This window comes from Pseudomonas sp. FP2196 (assembly GCF_030687715.1).
GTDB lineage: Bacteria > Pseudomonadota > Gammaproteobacteria > Pseudomonadales > Pseudomonadaceae > Aquipseudomonas.
On the sequence record NZ_CP117445.1, the window covers coordinates 2,117,047 to 2,138,776 of the forward strand.

At 61.3% G+C, this 21,730-nt stretch carries 9 protein-coding genes (1 of these 9 cut by a window edge); 3 read left to right on the top strand and 6 right to left on the bottom strand.

Going from position 1 to position 21,730, the window contains the following annotated elements:
• Both PSH79_RS09515 and PSH79_RS09520 read left to right on the top strand, forming a co-directional pair.
• Window positions 1-9,134, top strand: partial view of a non-ribosomal peptide synthase/polyketide synthase gene (locus tag PSH79_RS09515; protein ID WP_305442333.1) — the 3' portion only. It extends 5,857 nt beyond the left edge of the window; only the last 9,134 of its 14,991 coding nucleotides appear in the window; its start codon lies beyond the left edge, outside the window; the stop codon is at window positions 9,132-9,134.
• A 64-nt stretch (window positions 9,135-9,198) separates the two neighbouring features.
• Window positions 9,199-10,158: an alpha/beta hydrolase gene (locus PSH79_RS09520; RefSeq protein WP_305442335.1), complete on the top strand. Its 960-nt coding sequence runs from the start codon at window positions 9,199-9,201 to the stop codon at window positions 10,156-10,158.
• A 327-nt stretch (window positions 10,159-10,485) separates the two neighbouring features.
• Here PSH79_RS09520 and PSH79_RS09525 read toward each other — a convergent pair whose 3' ends face one another.
• From PSH79_RS09525 to pvdM, 5 genes are all read right to left on the bottom strand, one after another.
• Entirely contained in the window at window positions 10,486-12,945 is a 2,460-nt protein-coding gene (locus PSH79_RS09525) for a TonB-dependent siderophore receptor (protein WP_305442336.1), read from the bottom strand.
• Between the two features lie 117 nt (window positions 12,946-13,062).
• The gene (locus PSH79_RS09530) at window positions 13,063-14,712 is read right to left on the bottom strand and encodes a cyclic peptide export ABC transporter (protein WP_305442337.1); all 1,650 of its coding nucleotides are present in this window, start codon (window positions 14,710-14,712) and stop codon (window positions 13,063-13,065) included.
• A 146-nt stretch (window positions 14,713-14,858) separates the two neighbouring features.
• A complete protein-coding gene (locus PSH79_RS09535) occupies window positions 14,859-15,767 on the bottom strand; it encodes a formylglycine-generating enzyme family protein (protein WP_305442338.1) in 909 nt (302 codons plus the stop codon).
• A 39-nt stretch (window positions 15,768-15,806) separates the two neighbouring features.
• Window positions 15,807-17,087, bottom strand: a complete 1,281-nt coding sequence (locus tag PSH79_RS09540) for an aminotransferase class V-fold PLP-dependent enzyme (RefSeq protein WP_305442339.1) — start codon at window positions 17,085-17,087, stop codon at window positions 15,807-15,809.
• Window positions 17,084-18,454 (bottom strand): pyoverdine-tailoring dipeptidase-like protein PvdM, encoded by a 1,371-nt coding sequence (pvdM, locus tag PSH79_RS09545; protein WP_305442340.1) that lies wholly within the window; start codon window positions 18,452-18,454, stop codon window positions 17,084-17,086. Before pvdM ends, PSH79_RS09540 begins: the two co-directional genes overlap by 4 nt.
• 186 nt (window positions 18,455-18,640) lie before the next feature.
• Between pvdM and PSH79_RS09550 the strand changes: the two genes are divergently transcribed.
• Window positions 18,641-20,251 carry a PvdJ/PvdD/PvdP-like protein gene (locus tag PSH79_RS09550; protein WP_305442341.1) on the top strand — a complete coding sequence of 537 codons (1,611 nt, stop codon included), beginning with the start codon at window positions 18,641-18,643 and terminating at the stop codon, window positions 20,249-20,251.
• Between the two features lie 84 nt (window positions 20,252-20,335).
• Here the strand turns inward: PSH79_RS09550 and PSH79_RS09555 are convergent, their stop codons facing one another.
• Complete coding sequence (locus PSH79_RS09555) at window positions 20,336-21,727, bottom strand: efflux transporter outer membrane subunit (RefSeq protein ID WP_305442342.1); 1,392 nt, start codon at window positions 21,725-21,727, stop codon at window positions 20,336-20,338.
• Window positions 21,728-21,730 lie beyond the last annotated feature (3 nt).

Genomic DNA, 21,730 nt, shown 5'->3' on the forward strand with positions numbered 1-21,730 from the left:
GTCTGTACCGCACCGGTGACCTGGCGCGTTATCGCGCTGACGGCGTCATCGAATACATCGGGCGAATCGACCATCAGGTGAAGATTCGCGGCTTCCGCATCGAACTCGGCGAGATCGAAGCGCAACTGCTGGAGCAACCAGCGGTGCGCCAAGCCGTGGTGCTCGCGCAGCCGGGCCTCAGTGGTCAGCAACTGGTCGCGTATCTGGTGCCAAGCGATACCGCACTGCTCGATGCCAGCCCGGCCGAACAAGGCCTGTGGCGCGACCGCGTGCGCGCCGAACTCAAGGAAAACCTGCCGGATCACATGATCCCGGCGCACCTGTTGCTGCTGGCGCAACTGCCGCTGACCGGCAACGGCAAACTCAACCGCAGCGCGTTGCCGTCTCCGGATGCCAGTCAGGCGCAGCAGGCTTATCAGGCACCACAAAGCGAGCTGGAACAGCGCTTGGCGGCGATCTGGCAAGACGTGCTGAAGCTGCCGCAAGTGGGCCTCAACGACAATTTCTTCGAACTGGGCGGCGACTCGATCATTTCGATTCAAGTGGTCAGCCGCGCCCGTCAGGCCGGCATTCGTCTCAATCCCAAAGACCTGTTCCAGCACCAGACCGTGCAGCGTCTGGCGCTGGTCGCGCAACTGGGCGAGGACGAGTCGAGTATCGATCAACAAGCGGTGACCGGCGCGGCGTTGCTGTTGCCGATTCAGCAGCAGTTTTTCGAAGATGACATCCCTGAACGTCACCACTGGAACCAGTCGGTGCTGCTCAAGCCGCGTCAGCTTTTGGACGCTGAAAAGCTTGAGCATGTGCTGCGTGCACTGGTCGCCCATCACGATGCCCTGCGCCTGAGCTTCACTCCGCGCGATGGCGTGTGGCAGGCCGAACATCGTGCAGTCGACGACCTGACACAAAACCTGCTGTGGCAAGCACACGTCACCGACGCCGCCGCACTGGAAGCCTTGGGCAACCGCGCCCAGCGCAGCCTTGATCTGCAAAACGGGCCGTTGCTGCGTGCGGTATTGGCGACCCTGGCCGACGGCACTCAGCGTTTGCAGTTGGTGATTCATCACCTGGCAGTGGACGGGGTGTCGTGGCGAATTCTGCTCGAAGACCTGCAAAACGCGTATCAGCAATTGCTGAATGATCAGCCTTTGAGCCTGCCGTCCAAGACCAGCGCTTTCAAGGACTGGGGCGAGCACTTGCAGCGTTACGCCAACAGCCCGGCGTTGCAGGCGGAACTGGCCTACTGGCAAGCCTGCCTGAGCGATGTGAGCACCGATCTGCCGTGCAAACGCGTGGACGCGGGTCAGCAAAACCGTTTGGCGCAGACCGTGCAGACTCGTCTGAGCGCCGATTTGACCCGACAACTACTGCAAGAAGCCCCGGCGGCGTATCGCACTCAGGTCAATGACCTTTTGCTGACGGCGCTGGCGCGAGTCATCGGCCGCTGGAGCGGGCAGGCGTCGACGCTGATTCAGCTCGAAGGCCATGGTCGCGAAGAACTGTTCGATGGGGTCGATCTGACCCGCACCGTCGGCTGGTTCACCAGCCTGTTCCCGGTGCGCCTGACCCCGGCGGCGACGGCGGGCGAGTCGATCAAACAGATCAAGGAGCAACTGCGCTCGATCCCCGACAAGGGCATCGGTTTCGGTGCGCTGCGCCACCTCGGCGATGCAAAGGCACAGCAGAGCCTGCGCGCCTTGCCGACACCGCGCATCACGTTCAACTATCTCGGCCAGTTCGACGGCAGTTTCGAGGGCGATGACGCCGCGCTGTTTGTGCCGGCGCCGGACAATGCCGGTCTCGATCAGAGCCCTGACGCGCCGCTGGGCAACTGGCTGACTCTCAACGGTCAGGTGTATGGCGGCGAACTGCGCGTGGGCTGGACGTTCAGCAGCGAACGTTTCGACAGCGCGGTCATTGAAGCGCTGGCCGAGGAGTACGCCGGGGAACTGGCCGCGTTGATTGGTCATTGCCTGACCCCGGGCGTTGAAGGCCTGACCCCGTCGGACTTCCCGTTGGCCGGCCTGACTCAGGCGCAACTCGACGGCTTGCCATTGCCGGCGCCGCAGATTGCCGACGTTTATCCACTGTCGGCGATGCAGCAGGGCATGTTGTTCCACAGCCTTTATGAACAGGCCACTGGCGATTACATCAACCAGGTTCGTCTCGACGTCGAAGGACTTGATCCGCAACGCTTCCAGCAAGCCTGGCAAGCGGCGGTGGATAACCACGACATCCTGCGCACCAGTTTTATCTGGCAGGGTGAACTGGCGCGCCCGGTGCAAGTGGTGCACAAGCAACTGGACATGCCGTTCAGCGTGCTCGACTGGCGCGAGCGCGGCGATTGCATGCGTGAGTTGAATGCACTGGCCGCCGCTGAGCAGGCGCAAGGTTTCGACTTGAGCCAGGGGCCGTTGCTGCGAATGGTGGTGGTACGTCTGGATGATCAGCGCTGTCATTTGATCTACACCAACCACCACATCCTGATGGACGGCTGGAGCAACTCGCAGTTACTCGGCGAAGTGCTGCAACGCTACAGCGGCATTGCTCAACCGGCACTGGCTGGGCGCTATCGCGATTACATCGAATGGCTGCAACGTCAGGACGTACAGGCCAGCGAGCACTACTGGACCGCGCAACTGGCCGACTTGCAGGCGCCGACCCTACTGGCGCAGGCACTTCAGGCACAGCGTGGCGATGCGCCGCGTGCCGGGCATGGCGAGCATTTCTGCGTGCTGGACGCGCAGCAGACCCGTCGTCTGGGCGAATTCGCCCGTCAGCAGAAGGTCACCCTCAATACCCTGATTCAGGCGGCGTGGCTGCTGCTGTTGCAGCGCTTGACCGGTCAGCAAAGCGTTGCGTTCGGCGCTACGGTGGCGGGGCGTCCGGCCGAACTCAAAGGTGTCGAGCAGCAGATCGGCCTGTTCATCAACACCTTGCCGGTGATCGCCAGCCCACGTTCGCAATCAAGCGTGGGTGAGTGGTTGCAGAGCGTGCAGGCGCAGAACCTGGCCCTGCGCGAGCATGAACACACGCCATTGTTCGACATTCAACGTTGGGCGGCGCGCAACGGTGAAGCGCTGTTCGACAACATTTTGGTGTTCGAGAACTACCCGGTGTCCGAGGCGCTGGAGCAGGGCGCGCCGCAGGAACTGCGCTTTGGCGAGATCAACAACCACGAACAGACCAACTACCCGCTGACCCTGCTGGTGCATTTGAGCGATGAATTGTCGATGCATTTCAGCTACCAGTGCGACAGCTTTGCGGCGCACAGCGTGGCGCAGTTGGGCGAGTACTTGCAGCGCCTGCTCGGGCAGATGAGCGAGTCTGGCGAGCGTTTGCTCAGCGAGTTGAACCTGATCGAAAGCGTTCCGCGCGTGGATGAGGCATTCGCCACCGATCTGTGCATTCATCAGGGCATCGCCCGTCAGGTGGCGGCGACGCCGGATGCACTGGCGGTGACCTTCGGCAGCGAGCAACTGACTTACGCCGAACTGGACGCGCAAGCCAATCGTCTGGCGTACAAGCTGATCGAACTCGGTGTCGGCCCGGAAGTGCGGGTGGGCGTGGCAATGCCGCGTTCCGAACAGTTGCTGATTGCCCTGTTGGCGGTGCTCAAGGCCGGTGGCGCCTATGTGCCGCTGGACCCGGATTACCCGGCGGATCGCGTTGCTTACATGTTGGAAGACAGCCGTGCGCGGGTGTTGCTGACCGAGCAAGCGGTCGCCGCGACCCTGAGTGTGCCGAGCGAAACGCAAGTGTTGTTGCTGGATCAGGTGTCGCTGAATGGCTATTCAGTTGTGGCGCCTCAAACATCGGTCGCGCCGGATAACCTTGCCTACGTGATCTACACCTCGGGCTCTACCGGCAAGCCAAAAGGCGTGGCGATTGCCCATCGCAACGTCATGGCGCTGATCGAGTGGTCGGCCAAGGTTTACAGCCGCGACGACATCCAAGGCGTATTGGCCTCGACCTCGGTGTGCTTCGACTTGTCGGTGTGGGAACTGTTCGTGACATTGGCCAACGGTGGCTCGCTGATCATTGCGCGCAATGCCCTGGAGCTGCCAACTCTGCTGGCCCGTGATCAGGTTCGCCTGATCAACAGCGTGCCGTCGGCCATCGCTGCGTTGCAACGCGCCGGGCAGATTCCGCCGAGCGTGCGCATCATCAACCTCGCTGGCGAGCCGCTGAAACAAGGCTTGGTGGATACGTTGTATCAACAGACGACCGTCGAGCATGTCTTCGACCTGTATGGCCCGTCAGAGGACACCACCTATTCGACCTGGACCCGCCGCAGTGCCGGTGGTCAGGCGCGTATCGGTCGTGCCCTCGACCACAGTGTCAGTCACTTGCTCGACGCCGATCTGCACGTTGTCCCGCAAGGGGTTTCGGCGGAGCTTTACCTCTCCGGTGCGGGCATCACTCGTGGTTATCTGGGCCGTGCGGCGATGACCGCCGAGCGTTTTGTACCTAATCCGCAAGCCAACAATGGCGAGCGCATGTACCGCACCGGCGACCTGATCCGCGAGCGCGAAGAGGGCGATCTGGAGTACATGGGCCGCATCGACCATCAGGTGAAGATTCGCGGCTTGCGTATCGAATTGGGCGAAATCGAGGCGCGTCTGGTGGCCCATGCCGCCGTGCGCGAAGCGGTGGTCGTTGCCAGTGAAGTGTCCGGTAGCCAGCAACTGATTGCGTATCTGGTGCCAAGCGATCCGACGATTGTCGATGCCAGCGCTGAACAGCAACGTGAACTGCACGACAACCTCAGCACTTGGCTGAGTGCAACGCTGCCGGATTACATGGTGCCGACGCACCGCCTGTGGCTGGCGCAACTGCCGCTGACCCCCAACGGCAAGATCGATCGCAAGCGTTTACCGGCGCTGGAACTCACGGCGGCGCAACAACACGTCGAACCGGCCAATGCCACTGAGCAGGCGCTCGTGGGCATCTGGAAAGACGTGCTGGGGTTGGCGCAGGTCAGCACCACCGACAGCTTTTTCGCCCTGGGCGGTGACTCCATCATCTCGATTCAGGTGGTCAGCCGTGCCCGTCAGCAAGGCCTGGAGCTGAGCCCGAAAGACCTGTTCCAGTACCCGACCATCGAGCAACTGGCGCAACGCGTCGCAAGCACCTCAGACGTACCGGTGGCAGCGCTCGTCGACATGCCTCTGCACGGCTTGAGTGATGCGCAAATCGCGCAATTGCCGCTGCCGCAGGATCAATTGGCGGGGCTTTATCGCTTGTCGCCGATGCAGCAGGGCATGCTGTTCCTCGGTCTGAACTCGCCGGAATCGGACCTGTACGTCAACCAGTTGAGTGTGCCGGTGCAGGGCATGGATCCCCTGCGCCTGAAAGCCGCCTGGGAAACGGTCAGCCGTCGCCACGACATCCTGCGCACCGGTTTCCTTTGGCAGGACATGGCCGAGCCGCTGCAATTCGTCCTTGCCGATCCGCAGTTGCCGATCAGTCTGCTTGACTGGCGCGAACAGGATCATTCGGCCGAAGCCTTGCAGGCGTTGGCGGATAGCGAGAGGGGCAAGGGCTTCGATCTCGATCAGCCACCGCTGCAACGGTTGACGCTGGTGCAGGTGGATGAGGACAGCTATCAACTGATCTGGACCTATCACCACATCCTGATCGACGGCTGGAGCAGTTCGCAGTTGATCGGCGAAGTGCTGAGCCAGTATTCCGGCAAGCCGCTGGCCGACGCCGTTCCATATCGCCGCTACATCAACTGGCTGCAGCAGCAGGACGCCAATGCCAGCGAAGGGTTCTGGCGTCAGCATTTGAACCTGCTCGACGAACCGACCTACCTGGCCGACGCCGTCACGCGGACTGGCAGCGGTCGTGGTCACGAGGCGCTTTACAGCCGCTTGGGTGAGCAGCGCACCGAACAGCTCAAGGCTTTTGCGCAAGCTCAGCAAGTCACGCTGAACACCTTGGTGCAGGGCGCATGGCTGATGCTGCTCAGCCGTTACAGCGGTCAACGCTGCGTGGCCTTCGGCGCCACGGTGGCGGGTCGTCCGGCGAGTCTGCCAGCGTCGGAATCGATCCTTGGCCTGTTCATCAACACGTTGCCGGTGATCAAGGACGTGCCGGCCGAGCAAGCGGTCGGGCCGTGGCTGCGTGAGTTGCAGGACTTCAACCTGGAAATGCGTGAGCGCGAGTACACCCCGCTGACCGACGTCCAGCGTTGGGGCGGTCGCGCCGGGCAATCGCTGTTCGACAGCATCATCGTGTTCGAGAATCACCCGATCGACCAGGCATTGCGCGAATGGCGCGATGACTCGCTGAAGTTCGGCGAGATCAATAACTCTGGCCTGACCAACTTCCCGATGGACCTGATGGTCACGCTGGAAGAAGGTCTGGTGATCGAGTACATGTTCCTGCGTGAGCATTTCGATCTGGCGACGGTGGAAGGCATCCGCAGCAACATGGAAGGCCTGCTCGTTGCGTTGGCGCAAGACGCCGCGCAACCGCTGGGCCGCATCGGTCTGCCGACCGGTCGGGCATGCATCGCGCAGGCTTTGCCGGCTCCCTCGCACGAACTGGCAGTGCACCAGCGCATCGCACAACGGGCACAAACGCATGCAGGCCAAACTGCATTGATCTTCAATGGCGAGACCTTCAGCTACGGCCAGATCGAGGCCCGGGCCAATCGTCTGGCCCATGCGCTGATCGCCGAAGGTGTCGGCCCGGAAATCCGCGTCGGTGTGGCCCTGCCACGCAGCGAAAACATGATCGTCGCGCTGTTGGCGGTGCTCAAGGCCGGTGGCGCTTATGTGCCGCTGGACGCGACGTATCCGCGCGAACGTCTGAGTTATCTGATGCGCGATTCCGGCATTGCGCTGTTGCTCAGTGATTCGAGTCTGCGTCAGGTGATGCCCGCGCAGGACAACCTGCATGTGCTGGAACTCGATCACCTGGACTTGAGCGCCCAGCCAGCGGTGGCGCCACAGGTTGCGGTGCAACCGGGCAACCTCGCCTACGTGATTTATACCTCCGGTTCCACCGGCCAGCCCAAAGGTGTCGGTGTCGCGCATGGACCGTTGGCGATGCACTGCCAGGCCATCGGCCAGCGTTATGAGATGAGCGAAGCCGACTGCGAATTGCATTTCATGTCGTTCGCGTTCGACGGCGCGCATGAGCGCTGGCTGACCACCCTGACGCATGGCGGGCGCCTGTTGATCCGTGACGAGAGCCTGTGGACGGCCGAGCAGACCTACAACGCGCTGCATGAGCATGGCGTGACCGTGGCAGCGTTCCCGCCGGTGTACTTGCAGCAACTGGCCGAACACGCCGAACAGCACGGTAACCCACCGCCGGTACGGATCTACTGCTTCGGCGGTGATGCGGTGCCGGTGGCGAGTTTCGAACTGGCCAAACGGGCACTGAAACCGCAGTACATCATCAATGGCTATGGCCCGACGGAAACCGTGGTCACGCCGTTGATCTGGAAGGCCGGTGCAGACGATCAGTGCGGTGCGGCCTACGCGCCAATCGGCAGTGTGGTGGGTGAGCGCAGCGGTTACGTGCTCGACGCCGACCTCAACCCGCTGCCGGCGGGCCTTGCCGGAGAGCTGTACCTGGGTGGCGCGCTGGCTCGCGGTTATCTGGGACGTGCCGGCGGCACTGCGGAGCGCTTCGTTGCCAACCCGTTCAGCGCCGATGGCAGTCGTTTGTACCGAACCGGCGACCTGGTGCGCCAGCGCGCGGATGGCACGGTTGATTACCTGGGACGGATCGACCATCAGGTGAAAATCCGTGGTTTCCGCATTGAGCTGGGTGAAATCGAAGCACGCCTCAAGCAGCAGCCGGGCGTGCGTGACGCCGCCGTCGTGGCCCGCGAGGGTGTCAGCGGCAAGCAACTGCTCGGCTATGTGCTGGCCGCTTCCGATACCCCGGCAGACGGTTTGTGCGAACGCCTGCGCGAGCAGCTCAAGACCTGCCTGCCGGATTACATGGTGCCTGCGCATTTGAGGGTGCTTGAGCGCATGCCGCTGACGCCTAACGGCAAGCTCGACCGCAAGGCCCTGCCGAATCCGGACGCTGAACCGCGTCTGGCGTACCTGGAACCCCGCACTGAGCTGGAAAAAGCCTTGGCGAAGATCTGGCAGGACGTGCTGAAAATCGAGCGCGTCGGGCTCACCGACAACTTCTTCGAACTGGGTGGCGATTCGATCCTCAGTCTGCAAGTCGTGGCCCGCAGCCGCGTACTCAAGGCCCAGGGCCTGAGCCTGAAACTGCGCGACCTGATGCAGAAACCGAGCATCGCCGAACTGGTGGCCAGCGTGCAGGGCGCTGCTGAAAAAACTTCCGGGCTGCTGGCGATGAACGCTGAGGTCAAGGGTGTTGCTCCGCTGTTCTGCATCCACGCGGGCTTCGGCACGGTGTTCGACTACGAGCCATTGGCGCGCCGCTTGGGCGGTCGCCGTCAGGTGTTGGCGATTCAGTCGCGGATGCTGCTCGACCCGGCGTTCAACGATGTTTCGTTGCAGGACATGGCCAGCAATTACGTGGCGCAGATCCGCGAGAAACAACCACACGGGCCGTATCTTCTGTTGGGCTGGTCGCTGGGCGGGACGTTGGCGATGTTGATGGCCGCGCAACTCGAACAGGCGGGTCAGACGGTCAAATTCGTCGGTCTGGTGGACAGCTTCGTGCCATCCGCCAAGGTCAACGAAGGGACGGTGGATGACTGGCAGGCCGATCTGCGTGACTTCCTGCGGGTGACGTTGCCGGACGCCGAGCCGGGCGTGAGCATGGACGGCGAAGAAACGCCGCAGAACCTGCGTGCATTGTTCGCCGGGGCCATGAGCGCCGAACGCGGCGCCTCAACCTACGTTGCACTGGGCGCCGATGAACTGGCCCATGTGTTCAGCGTGGCGCGTCGACTCAAGCAACTGTCGTTGCAACTGGATCGCTGTGCACCGCTGGCGGTCAACCCGATCTGCTGGTGGACCCTGGGTCGCGAAGAGGAGGCGATGGTACTGGCGGTGCAACTCGAACAGCCAGGCATGGGCGGTGAATGGCTCGATTGCGGGCACTTCCAGATCCCGCGCGATGAAACTTTCCTGTCCGAGGCTGAAGAAATGCTCGGCGAAATCGTTGAACCAGTAGCCATGTCCTGAACTTGCTCTGAACTTGAAAAACCGCTCGGGCGCCTGATGGCGCTCGACCGGTCTGGAGAATTGAATGTCGTTGAACCCTGATATCGCCGCGTTTCTGCAACTGGTTGGCAACGGCCGGGCCAGTGGCAAGCGCGTCGGCATGCATGAGTTGAGCCCGGCGCAAGCCCGCGAGCAATTCGATCAGTCGTCGTTGTTGATGGATGCCGGTGGTGAAGACCTGAAAGTGGTGGATGAACTGCAATTGCCCGTGCGCGACGGCACGCGCCTCAACGCACGGATTTACAGCAATCAGCCCTTGAATACAGGTGCCGGTCGCCCGGCGCTGTTGTATTTCCATGGCGGTGGCTATGTAGTCGGCAGCCTCGATTCCCATGATTCGCTGTGCCGCGCTTTGGCTTCGATGGCTGATTGTGTGGTGCTTTCGGTGGCTTATCGCTTGGCGCCTGAGTTTCGCTTTCCGACGGCGGCCGATGATGCCCGCGATGCCTGGGATTGGCTGGTAGCCAGCGCGCAGGATCTGGGCATCGACGCCGCGCGCCTGGCAATTGCCGGTGACAGCGTCGGCGGCAGTCTGGCCACGGTGCTCGCCGCAGAACTGGCGGATGCTGCCGTGCAGCCGCGCTTGCAGGTGCTGATTTATCCGGTCACTGATGCGAGTCGCAGCACGCCTTCCATCGAGCAGTTCGGGGAAGGGTATCTGCTGGAAAAGGCTTCGCTGCAGTGGTTCTACGAGCACTATCAGCGCGATGTCAGCGATCGTCTCGATCCGCGCTTCTCGCCGTTGCTGGCAGAGGTCAGCGCTAACGTCGCGCCCGTGCTGCTGGTGTTGGCCGAATGCGATCCGTTGCATGACGAGGGCGTTGCGTATGCGCGTCATTTGCAGGCGGCGGGGGTTGAGGTGGAATTGAAGGTGTATGAGGGCATGACCCACGACTTCATGCGCATGGGCGCGATCATTGATGAGGCTGAAGAGGCGCAGCAGCATATTGCCGGGCGATTGGTGGAGGTGTTTGCTGTGGCTTGACGGGGTGGGTGAATATCCGTTGCTTCGGGCGCAGCCGCTGACGGTTTCGCCTGACGGCGACTCACTTTTTTTACAAACGCCTAAAAAAAGTAAGCAAAAAAACGCTTGCCCCAGCGAGCGGGCCGAACGCCGGGGCCCAGCCTTTTGCTTACTTTTCGGCGTTTGGAAAAGTGAGTCGCTGTAAGAGCGAAACCGCCAGCCGCAACACCCGAAAAAACGGATATACACCCAAAACCCCAAGAGCATGGTCGGCCCTAAAGCCGCCAAGCCCAATTAGCTCAAAAAAAACGCCGGCAGAGGCCGGCGTTTCAGTGAGCGCAGAACGTATTACCAGTTGTAGGTCACGTCAGCCGTCATGGTACGGCCTTCGCCGTAGTAGCAGTCGAGGGTGCTGTTGCACGCGGCAACGTATTTCTCGTCGGTGAGGTTCTGCAGGTTGGCTTGCAGCTTCACGCCTTTGATGTGCAGCGGCGATTTTTCCAGGTCGTAGGAGACCATGGCGTCATACACGGTGTAGGACGGGATCTGGAACGAGTCCGACTCGTAGTCCGAACCGTAGCTGCTGCGCACGTAGCGTGCACCCAGACCCATGCCGAAACCGGCCAGGGCAGTGGAGATGTCGAAGTCGTAGTTGACCCAGGCGGACGCGGTCAGTGGTGGACGCATCGCCAGGGTGCGACCTTCGCGACCGTCGTTGTCTTTCTCCCACTTGGTCTGGTTACGCGACACCGAAGCCAGTAAGCGCAGGTTCTGGGTGACATTGACCTTGCCTTCAAGCTCGACACCACGGGAGCGCACAGTGCCGCTCTGGGTGCTGAAACCCGGATTGTCGAGGTCGGAGGTGAGCATGTTGTCCTGATCGATCTGGTAGGCCGACAACTGGATAAAACCATCAATGGACGTCGGCTCGTACTTGATACCGACTTCGTACTGCTTGCCGGTGGTCGGTTCGAAAGCGCCGCCGCTCATGTCGGTACCGGTTTGCGGCAGGAACGATTCGGCGTAGCTCACGTACGGTGTGATGCCATTTTCGAACTCGTAGCCGAAGCCGGCACGACCGGTGAACTTCTCGTCCTTCTGGTTGCTGTGGCCGCCGGTCAGCGGTTGCTTGTTGTCGGTTTCGGCAAAGTCATAACGACCGCCGAGGGTCAGGAACCACTGGTTCCAGCGCAGTTGATCCTGAGCGTACAGGCCGGTCTGGGTAATGGTGTTATCCCACTTGTACGGCTGGCGGAAGTTGATCTGGCTGCCATACACCGGGTTGTACAGGTCGATACCTGGCGCGGTGCGGTCATAGAGACCGAGGAACTTTGAGTTGGAGTGGTAGTAGTCCACGCCCAGCAGCACCGTGTGCTCGATATCGGCAGTCTTGAACTTGGCCTGGGCAATGTTATCGATGCCGTAAACCTTGTTGTGCTGCGACCAGTCCACCGCGTAACGGCTCTGGAAACTGTTGTCGTTGAGACCGGTGACCGGGTTGGTCGGGAACGAATAGCCGTGCAGCGGCGCCACGTACTGGTCGTTGACGTCGGCGTAACGAGCGTTCTGTTTCAGGGTCCAGACGTCGTTGAGTTCGTGGGCGATTTCGTAACCGACCACGAACTGCTCACGGTGGTACTTGTTCACGTCCGGTTCGCCGATGAAGCGGCTGCGGCTGATGCGCCCGTTGGAAGTGCTTTTGACCGTGCCAAATGCCGGCAAACCTTGAGCTTCCGGTACGTCGTGGTCTTTCTGGTACTGACCGAATACGGTGATGGTGGTGCGGTCGTTCGGCAGCCAGGTCAGGCTTGGCGCCAGCAACATGCGGTTCTGGTTGGCGTAGTCGATGGCCGAACTGCTGTCGTTGAACACGCCGGTCAGGCGATAGAGGAATTCGCCCTGATCGTCGATCGGGCCACCGAAGTCGAAGGCTCCGTATTTACGGTCATAGCTGCCGCCACCGATTTTCACTTCATGCAGCGGGGTAGCCGTCGGGCGCTTGCTGACCATGTTGACGATGCCGCCAGGCTGGTTCTGCCCGTAAAGTACCGACGCCGGGCCCTTGAGCACTTCGACGCGTTCCAGGGTGTACGGGTCGATTTGCAGCGAACCGCCGGTGCTGCCGCCGCCGTATGGCATGTGCAGACCATCGAGGTACAGCGGAGTAGGGGAGAAACCACGGGAGGTCGGTTCGTCGAAAATCTTCACCCGGTCCGAGAAACCGCCGCCGGTCATGCCTGGTGTGTAAAGCAGGGCTTCGGTGACCGACTTCGAACCGCGCATCTTGATTTCGTCTTGCGTCACGACGTTGATGGTCTGCGGGATTTCCTTGAGCGACGAATCGGTCTTGGACCCGGAGGCGCTGCGCTTGGCGACGATCCCGTCAACCGGACCCCAGGCCGATTCCGCGGTGGCGGAAATACTGGTCGGTGCCAGATCCAGACTTGCACCGCTGCTGCGGCCGCGCAACGCGACGTTGTTGCCCTGAACGCTGTAGGCGATGTCGGTGCCTTTGAGCAATTGCGCGATGGCGGCGGTTGGTTCCAGGTTACCGCTGACGGCGGTGCTGCGCAGACCACTCACTTCATCCGGGCTGTAAAGCACCTGAAGATTGGTCTGGCGACCGAATTCCTGCAAGGCGCTCCCCAGCGACTGTGCAGGAATATTGATCGCCACGGCGGCGGCCTGAGCCTGACCTGCCATTGGCAAGGTCAGGGCCATGGCGCACAGCGCTGGCAACGTGGAACGCAAGGAGCGGCGGATCAGCAGAGCCTTGGCGAGCGGGTGGAGTCCGTGCGGTGCGGGCATTGTTCTTCTACTCTTCAAAGTGTTGACTGAGAACTATTTCTATTAACTGTAAGTAAGACGTTGAGCCTTCCGAAAACCGGAAAGACTCAACGCATTTTTTTTACAAATTTTTCACAATCAGGCGGGTTGAAGCTCAGTGATCACTTTGCCGGCGTTCATGCGAACCAGTTGGTCGGCGATATCGAAGTAACGATCGTCGTGGGAAATGACGATGATGGTCTTGCCCAGACGCTTGAGGTCAGGCAGCAGCTCGGTATAGAAAATGCGGCGGAAGGTCGGGTCCTGGTCGGCGGCCCATTCGTCGAACACCAGCACCGGACGTTCCTCCAGCCAGGCATTGATCAGCGCCAGACGTTTGCGTTGGCCGGTCGAAAGGTCGGTGGTGGTGAATGAGCCGTCGCGCACGCTGACCTTGTGGGCGATCTCCAGACGCTGCAGATATTTGTTGGCATCTTCCGGAATATGCGTGTCGCCCTGAACCACGTCGTCGAACAGGTAGTAGTCGGCGAAGATCGTGGTGAACAACTGGCGATAGTCGTCGCGGGTGAGGGCGGTGACCACTTGATCGTTGAGGCGGATTTCACCTTGCTGCGGCGCGTACAGGCCCAGCAGCAATTTGATCAGGGTGGTCTTGCCACAACCGTTTTCGCCGACGATGAAGATGATGTCGCCCTGTTCGATCTTCAGGTTCACCGGCCCCAGGCGGAACGGCGTCGCGCCTTGTACGGTCGGGAAACTGTACGAGACGTCGGTCAGTTCCAGGCTGTGCACCGGTGTCTTTTTATGGCCTTGGTCGTTGAGCAGCAGGTGCGGTTCGGGCGAGGAAAACTGCTCGGACAATTCGGCGATACGACGGAACGCGATCTGCGCGCGACTGACAATCGGCAGCGCGGCAATGATGTGTTCCAGCGGACCTTTCATATACAGCAGCACCAGCACAAAACCGCTCATCACCGCTTTGTCGGCGCTCGGCCACAATGATTGCAGGCCCAGCGCCAGGCCGATCACAACGAAGAACAGCATTGAACCGAGGGTCTTGGCGATCACGAAAATATTCACAGAGCGCACTTGGGTATCGCAGATCTTGTCCGCCGTACCTTCAATGCCCGAGACAAACATTCGGTGCCGGCGCGGCCGATGGATGCGCAGTTCCTTGGCGCCCTCAGCGACGGCGTGGTAGCTCTTCTGCAATTCGTCTTCGTAGTCGCGAGCCTTCATGAAGCCCTGCATGCCACGGCCGCGAGCAATGTATTGAACAACCGTACCGATCAGGATGGCGATGACTGTCAGCAGAAACATCGGCCATGACAACATCGCCAGATAGCCCATGCAGCCGAGGGCAACGGTCATCGAAATCGCTAGCGGGGCGAATGCGAACGCAAAGTCGCTGATGGTATCGACGTCGTGAGTCAGCACCGGAATCAGACGATGACTGCGATAGCGTTCGATCTGTTCAATCGGCGCCGAGAGGACTTTTTCGCCCAGCTCCTTACGCAGCTTGGCGATGATGTGCTGACCGACATAATTGGTGCCAATGTCGGAAAAAATCGAAGTGGTCAGGGCCAGCAGGCACAGGCCGGCGAAGATCGCGACCATGGTGCCGGTCAGATCGCCTTCGCTGTGCAGCACGCTGTTGATGGTCGCCAGCAATGCGGTGACGCTCAGACCACCGACCATGCCGAGCAGGACGGAGACGGTGACGATCAGCCGAAAGGGTTTGAGCAGGGCGAACAATTCATTGATCACCCCGCGTGTTGGTTTGCTCATGGAGGTTCCCTGCTTGAAGGAGCGGCGAAGGCTGGCATCGGCTGCGGACTTCGCCTGGGTGGCGTAGAAGGCGGTGGCGCGCCCTGACGGTTCGCGCCCACCTGTAAAACGACTGGCAGGACGGCTAATTTAGCCGGGCGATGGCGTTACAGATCGCGGGCGACGCGAAAGCCGATCCAGTCGCCGCGGGTATCGGTGTAGGTCGCGTTGCGATTGCCCGAGCGAGAGAACACCGGTGCTTCACCCCAGTCGTTGCCACGGATGCGGCGAACTTCGCATTTGCCGCTCAACCAGGCACTGCCATCGCTCGGTGCGCCGACGTAGTTTTCGTTGTAGCAGTCGGCCGTCCATTCGTAGATGTTGCCGTGCATGTCGTAGACGCCAAAGGCGTTGGCCGGGAAGCTACCGGCCGGTGCGGTGAAGTTGTAGCCGTCGCCGGCACCGTAGGTGTTGGCGTGTTTGGCGATGCTGTATTCCTTGCCTTCGTCGAACGGGAAGGGAAACGGGCCGTTGCTGCCACCACGGGCGGCGTATTCACGCAGGGATTCGCTGACCAGCCGATATGCCTGGCCGGTCTTTTTCGACAGCCACGCCACGTAGGCCTCGACTTCAGGGAAGTCCATGCACACCGCCGGATGTTTGTCGGTGTACTGCTTGCGCGGGTCACTGCCCTGATAATCAGGGATGCCCGCCTTGCAGGCTCGACCTGGACGAGTGTCACCGTCGGGCATTTTGTAGCCGGTGTCCTTGAGGTACGCATCCCACTCGCCACGCAGCACCTGAAAGCGGCTGATCGCCAGCGGTTTGGCAAACGTCACCGGGTGCATCGGGCCTTCGTCCGGCTCGCGGCCGACTTCCTCATCCGGGGTGCCCATGGTGAACGTGCCGGTGGGCAGCACGACCATTTCCGGGCAGTCCTTGCAATCCTTGAACACCTTGCCCGGCGCAGGCGGGGTGGCGGCGAGGGCGGCGCCTGGCAGCAGGCCTGAGGCGAGCGCCGTCAGCATAAACGCTGGCAGGGCCTTCATGGGAAATCGACGCACTTCACTGTTCATTGTGGGGTCTCGCTAAAAGGAAAAAGGGATCGCGCTGGTTCAAAGGGCCCGGTCGAGCACAGCCAGCAAGCGATCAATCTGTTCTTCGTCGTTGAGCAGCCCCGGAGCGGTGCGGATGACCGGGCCGACATCGCGATTTACGGCATCGGCTACCACATGGTTGGCCATCAGGTGCGCAGCGATCTTGTCGCTGTCCTTGCCCTTGACCCGGAAGAAGGTGAATCCGGCGGACAGTTCAGGGCTCAGTGGCGTGACGAGTTCGATCTGTGGGCGCTGTTGCAGGTGTTTTTTCAGGTAGCTGTTGAGGGCGTGAATGCGCGCTTCAACTTCGGCCTTGCCCAGTTGCAGGTGCAATTTGAAGGCTTCGTCGAGTGCCCAACGGTGCTCGAACGAGTGGTAGCCGCCGGGCGTCATGGTGGTGGAAAACGCCGTTGCTTCAGAGAACGTCGGAATGATCGGGGTGACGTATCTGACCTCTTCGAAGCGACTGCAAACGATGCCGGTGCCGCGTGGACCGAACATCCATTTATGGGTGCCGGCGATAAAGAAGTCGCAGTTCATCTGCGCGAAGCTCAGATTGTCCACGCCGAAACCGTGCACACCATCGACGACGTAGATGATCCGCTCGGCGTCGCTGCGGCCGCGATTGTGCTTGTCGACGATGGCGCCGATTTCGCCGATGGGCAGTTTCAGGCCGCTGCCCGAATGCACCCAGCACATCCCCAGCACACGGGTTTCGGGGCGAATGGCGCTGTCGATGGCGGCCAGGATTTCAGCTTTGCTGGCGCTGTACACATCCTTGAACAGAGGAATTTTGCGCACCCGCGTACCGTCGCGTTCGGTACGCAAGGCGAGGATGGTGTGGGTGGCGTAATGCTCGTGGACGGTGGTGAGGATTTCCTGATCGGCGCGCACATGCACACCGCCATAAATCGTCGCCAGACCCTCAGTGGTGCTGCCGGTCAGGGCGATCTGCTTGGCATTGGCCTGCAAGTAGCGACCGGCCCAGACCCGCACGTTTTCTTCGCGCTGTTCGATCACGCCCAGATCCCAGTCCATCGCCAGGCCCGGGTTCTTGTCGAGGGCGGCGCGGTGCATTTCGATGGCGTCGCGCACGGGTTTGGGGTGCGAGGTGACCAAAAAATTGGAGAAGTGCAGGTAGTCCGGGTCCTGCTCGAACAGTTGCTGCAACTGCGCCCACTTGTTGCGTGGCAAGGGTGCGACGGTCGACGCGCTGGCAACATGCGGCAGACCCGCACCCAGCGGCAGCGCCGCGGCGAGAATCCCGGCCTGCTTCAAGAAGTCACGACGATTGTTCATGGCTTGGCGGTTCCCTGCGCAGCGGCCAGCGAAGGTTTCGCCGCTTTCTCGACCTGATCCCAAACGCGCAGGAAGTTGCCGCCCCACAGTTTGGCAATGTCGGCTTCGGAATAACCGCGCGAGATCAATTCGGCCGTGACGTTACGGATCTCGCCGACGTTCTCGAAGCCTTTGACGCCGCCGCCTTCGTTGAAGTCGGAACTGATGCCGACATGGTCGATACCGATCTTGCGCACCGCGTAATCGATGGCGTCGCCCAAATCCTTGAGGCTGGCTTTCGGCTCTTCTTCGAGGATGCCGTAGAGGCGGCCGGCGTACTGGCCGAACTTTTGCTCGGACCATGCGGCGATGATCGGGTCGCCGGGCATCAGCGCCATGGCCAGGTTGGGCAGTGGCGGCAGACCAAACTCTTTGCGCAGTTCATTGAGCTTGTTCTGGGTTTCCTGGGTGAGCGGACGCAGGTACTGCGAGAACGCGACGATTTGAACGACGCCGCCACTGTTCTTGATCAGTTGCATTTCCTTGTCGCTGAGGTTGCGCGGGATGTCGACCATCGCTCGCGGCGCCGAATGCGAAGCCACCAGCGGTGTGCGGCTCAGTTGCGCGACCTGCTCGAGGGCCTTGGTCGACATCTGCGACACGTCGATGATCACGCCCAGATCGTTCAGGCGCTTGACCGCTTGCTTGCCCAGATCCGAGAGACCGTCGAGGGCATCCGGCGAATCATTGAGGAACGGCAGCGGACGCGACGAGTCCGCCCAGTCGTTGTTGCCGATGTAGCTGAAGCCGAACATGCGCATGCCGCGCGCCGTCCACATGTCCAGCAGGTTCAGGTCGTGACCCAGTGGATAGGCGTTGAGCATGCTGATGAAAATCGCGAATTTGCCTTCACCGTGCAGGCGTCGGAAGTCGTCCGCGGTATAGGCGATGGCGACCTGATTGGGATAGTCGCGGACCATGCCGGAGATGATCTTGAAGCGGATTTCTTGCTGGTTGCGCGCCTCGTCGACGAAACCGGGCGTCGGTTTGTGCGGGGCGTTCGGGCCGTTCCACATTTCCGGCCAGCCGAAGATGGTCAGTGCGGCGCCCGACAGGCGCCCACGGTTGGCCTTGGCCAGATCGAACTGGCCGTCGCCGTCCTTGTCGGCTTCGTGGCCGTCGGTGCCGAAGTTTTGCGTCAGGCTGACATGGCTGTCGAAGGAGAGCATGCGTTCGTGCAGTTCATCGGCCTGTTTCATGACTTTGACCGGGTAGCCGAGGTCGTCCTTGAACCAGTGCTGCCAAACGGCGAAGCCTGCGCCGGCACTGATTGCCAGGGCCAGTGGCAGGCCGATGAATAGAGCCTTTTTCGAACGTGGTTTTGTCATTGCCATCTCTGTCAGGTTCGCCATCGAGGTGCAGGCGCGGGGGCCTTTGCTATCTGGGAAGAACGATTAGTCGGCAGGGAAATTTAGGCGGGCGAGCCTCAGACAAAAGCGGCGACTTAAATTTGCCGGCGCAACAAACGTTCTAGCTTGGATAAAGCCTGCTTCATGGCTGACACAGGTAGGGCAATGAAGATTTCTCGACGATGGTTCATGGCGGGCCTGGCGCTAACGGGCGCTGCCGTGCCTGCGGCTTATTTTGGGCATCGTGAATGGACGAAACCGGACCCGACGATCACGCCGGGTGAGGCGTCATTCGACGTCGCCGACATGGCCGGGCAACGCCTGGCGAATGCATTGCGCGGGGTTTGGGATATCCGTTTCGAAGGTTCTGATGGGGGGCTCGAAGGTCTGCCGCTTAAGGGCCTGCAAGTATTTCTCGACATCGGCCAGAAGGGGCGTGGTGTCTGCGGTTTTCTCGACACGCCCGAACGTCTGCGCTCTGGTGAGACACCGCGTTACCGAATTCTTGGCGATCTTGCAGGGGCCGATGCAGCGAAACTCAGCTGGCGGCTGATTGGCGCTGATGGCCAGATTGGCTATGAACTGGAAATGATCCTCGATGAGGTCTGGGCCGATTTCGGTAATGCCGGCAGCGGCACCCTCAGCGGTAACGCGCTGCGACTTGACCGGCCGTTGAGCCTGCCAGCGCAGGACAATCGCTTCGTGGCCGTCAAGCGCCTGTTTCCCGAAGCGCGCGAGCGCACACCGTTGAACGCGCCGCTGCTGGCGTGGCTGATCTCTCCCGAGCATCGCCTGTTCCATCAGTTGTGGCATGCGACTCGGGACAAGTGGCACAAGCTTCCCGAGGACAAGCGCGAGGCGCTGCGCGGCATTGGCTGGCAGCCCGGCCCGCGCGACAAGGAGCGTGATGCCCGTGGCCCGCGCAAGGATCGAAATGGCTCGGGCGTAGACTTTTTCTTCATGCACCGACACATGCTCGGGACGGCGCGATCGATGCAGGATCTGCCGTCCTGGGAATACTTCCCGCTGCCGCAACCGGAGTTGATCCGCGACCGCATCGGTTTCGCCCGGTACTTTGATAATCACGACGGCACGGCCTTGCCGCCCACGTGGACGGCCGCAGGCGACGACGAGTTCAGCCAGTGGGTCAGCGACATCAAGACCGCCGAGACTTACGAAAGCAACTTTCAGGTCTGGGAGTCGCAGTACCGTGATCCGGCGTATCTGGCCAAACTCACGCTGGGTCAGTTTGGCTCGGAAGTCGAGTTGGGTCTGCATGACTGGCTGCACATGCGTTGGGCGTCAGTACCGCGCGATCCATCCAATGGACAACCGGTGCCGTTTGCTCGCGATCCGGCGGACTTCGCCGCACGCTGGTACAACGCCGAAAACGACTTCCTTGGCGATCCTTTCTCATCCCACGTCAATCCGGCGTTCTGGCATTTCCATGGCTGGATCGATGACCGGATCGAAGACTGGTTTCGCGCCCACGAGCGTTTCCATCCGGGTGAGGTCACGCGCCTGCAGGTCAATGGCGTGCACTGGTTCGCACCGGGGCGGTGGGTCGAGGTCGATGATCCTTGGCTGGGGCCGAGCACCCATGGTTGCAGCACCACGCCGGGATTACAGACGGGCAAAACCGTCGAGATGGACCCGGAAACCATGAAGCTGGCGCTGCGCATCACCTTCATCACCGACGAGGACAAACTCGCCGGCCTGTTCCGCCGCGTGCCGCAACGACCGTGGTATGCGCGCAATCTGAAAGCCAAGGCATAAAAGCCAAACATCGCAGCCTTCGGCAGTTCCTGCAGAGGATTCATTTCCTGTAGGCGGCTGCCGGAGGTTGCGATCCTTTGATCTTCAAAGACTCTGCCAGCCACCCCCAAGCGCCTTGTACAGCGCAATGCTCGCCTGTACCCGGGACAGTCGCAGTTGCGCATTTTGGTCCTGCGCCGCATACAGCGTGCGTTGGGTTTCCAGAACGGTCAGCAAGTCTTCGGCGCCGGCCTCGTAGCGACTCTGAGCGATGTTGAACGCGGTCTGCGCCTGGCTCAATTCCTCGTTCTGCCACAACCGCTGCTCATCGAGGCGTCGAATGCTGTTGAGGGCTTTTTCCACATCGGCGAAGCCGTTGATGATCGCGCCGCGATAGTTCTCCAGCAGTTCTTGCTGGCGCGCCGTGGCCTTGTCGCGTTCAGCGCCGAGGCGGCCGTTATTGAAAATGGGCGCGACCAATCCGGCAGTGAGGTTGTAGAACGGGCTGCGGATCAAATCGTCGAACTGGTTGGCGCCGGAGCCGAGCTGGGCTGTCAGGGTCAGCGCCGGCAGCATGGCTGCACGGGCGACTTTGACGTCGGCCGCGGCGGCGGACAATTGTGCTTCGGCGCGAGCGATGTCCGGGCGGTGGCTGAGCAACTGGCTGGGAACGCCGGCAGCGATATCCGGCCATTGCAGGTGAGCGAAGGACTCTTTCGGCGACAGTTGCTGCACCGGTTGGCCGAGCAGGGCGGCCAGGCTGATCAGCGCGTCTTGCGCTTGCTGCTGCACGCGCGGCAATTGCCATTGCTGAGCGGCCACCAGACTTTTTTGCTGGGCCAGTTCCAATGCGGTCGCCGAACCTGACTCATAACGCGTCTGCACCAGCTTCAGCACGCTTTGGGCGTTGGCCAGATTCAGTTCGGCAATGCGGCTTTGCTCGCGCAGCGACAGGGTTTGTGCATAGGTATTGGCAACGCCGCTGAGCAGTGTCAGTTCGACGGTGGCCCGATCGTATTCGCTGGCTTGCAAGGCGAATTGTGCACTGTCGCGGGATGCGCGTTTGCCGCCCCAGAAATCGATTTCGTAGGTGGCGCTCAGACTGGTATCGAAGTAGTCCACAGCCTTGTTGTTGCTGTCGGCATCCAATTGGCTGTAGCCGGTGCCGCGTAACAGCTTCTGACGGTTGGCATTGAGTCCGGCTTTGACCTCCGGCAGTAATGAGCCGCCGGCGATCACCGTGCCGGCCTGCGCCTGACGCACCCGGGCAACGGCGGCCGCGAGGTCGAAACTGCCGACTCGCGCCTGTTTGATCAGGCTGTCGAGTTCCGGGCTGCCGAACTGCGTCCACCACTGTGCATTGTTGCGGGCGGCGCTGGCAGCTTGTGGCGATTGCCACGTCGCCGGGGGCCGCAGGCCGCTGTCCGGACGCTGGACGGGATTGGCGCAGGCACTGAGCAACAGGCAGACGGTCAACAGGCTAAGGCACGGTTTCATAGA

Excerpts from the sequence above, each read along its gene's own strand:
- PSH79_RS09550 (WP_305442341.1), top strand. The coding sequence starts at position 18,641 with ATGAAGATTTCTCGACGATGGTTCATGGCGGGCCTGGCGCTAACGGGC.
- PSH79_RS09555 (WP_305442342.1), bottom strand. The coding sequence starts at position 21,727 with ATGAAACCGTGCCTTAGCCTGTTGACCGTCTGCCTGTTGCTCAGTGCC.
- pvdM (WP_305442340.1), bottom strand. The coding sequence starts at position 18,454 with ATGACAAAACCACGTTCGAAAAAGGCTCTATTCATCGGCCTGCCACTG.
- PSH79_RS09520 (WP_305442335.1), top strand. The coding sequence starts at position 9,199 with ATGTCGTTGAACCCTGATATCGCCGCGTTTCTGCAACTGGTTGGCAAC.
- PSH79_RS09530 (WP_305442337.1), bottom strand. The coding sequence starts at position 14,712 with ATGAGCAAACCAACACGCGGGGTGATCAATGAATTGTTCGCCCTGCTC.
- PSH79_RS09540 (WP_305442339.1), bottom strand. The coding sequence starts at position 17,087 with ATGAACAATCGTCGTGACTTCTTGAAGCAGGCCGGGATTCTCGCCGCG.
- PSH79_RS09525 (WP_305442336.1), bottom strand. The coding sequence starts at position 12,945 with ATGCCCGCACCGCACGGACTCCACCCGCTCGCCAAGGCTCTGCTGATC.
- PSH79_RS09535 (WP_305442338.1), bottom strand. The coding sequence starts at position 15,767 with ATGAACAGTGAAGTGCGTCGATTTCCCATGAAGGCCCTGCCAGCGTTT.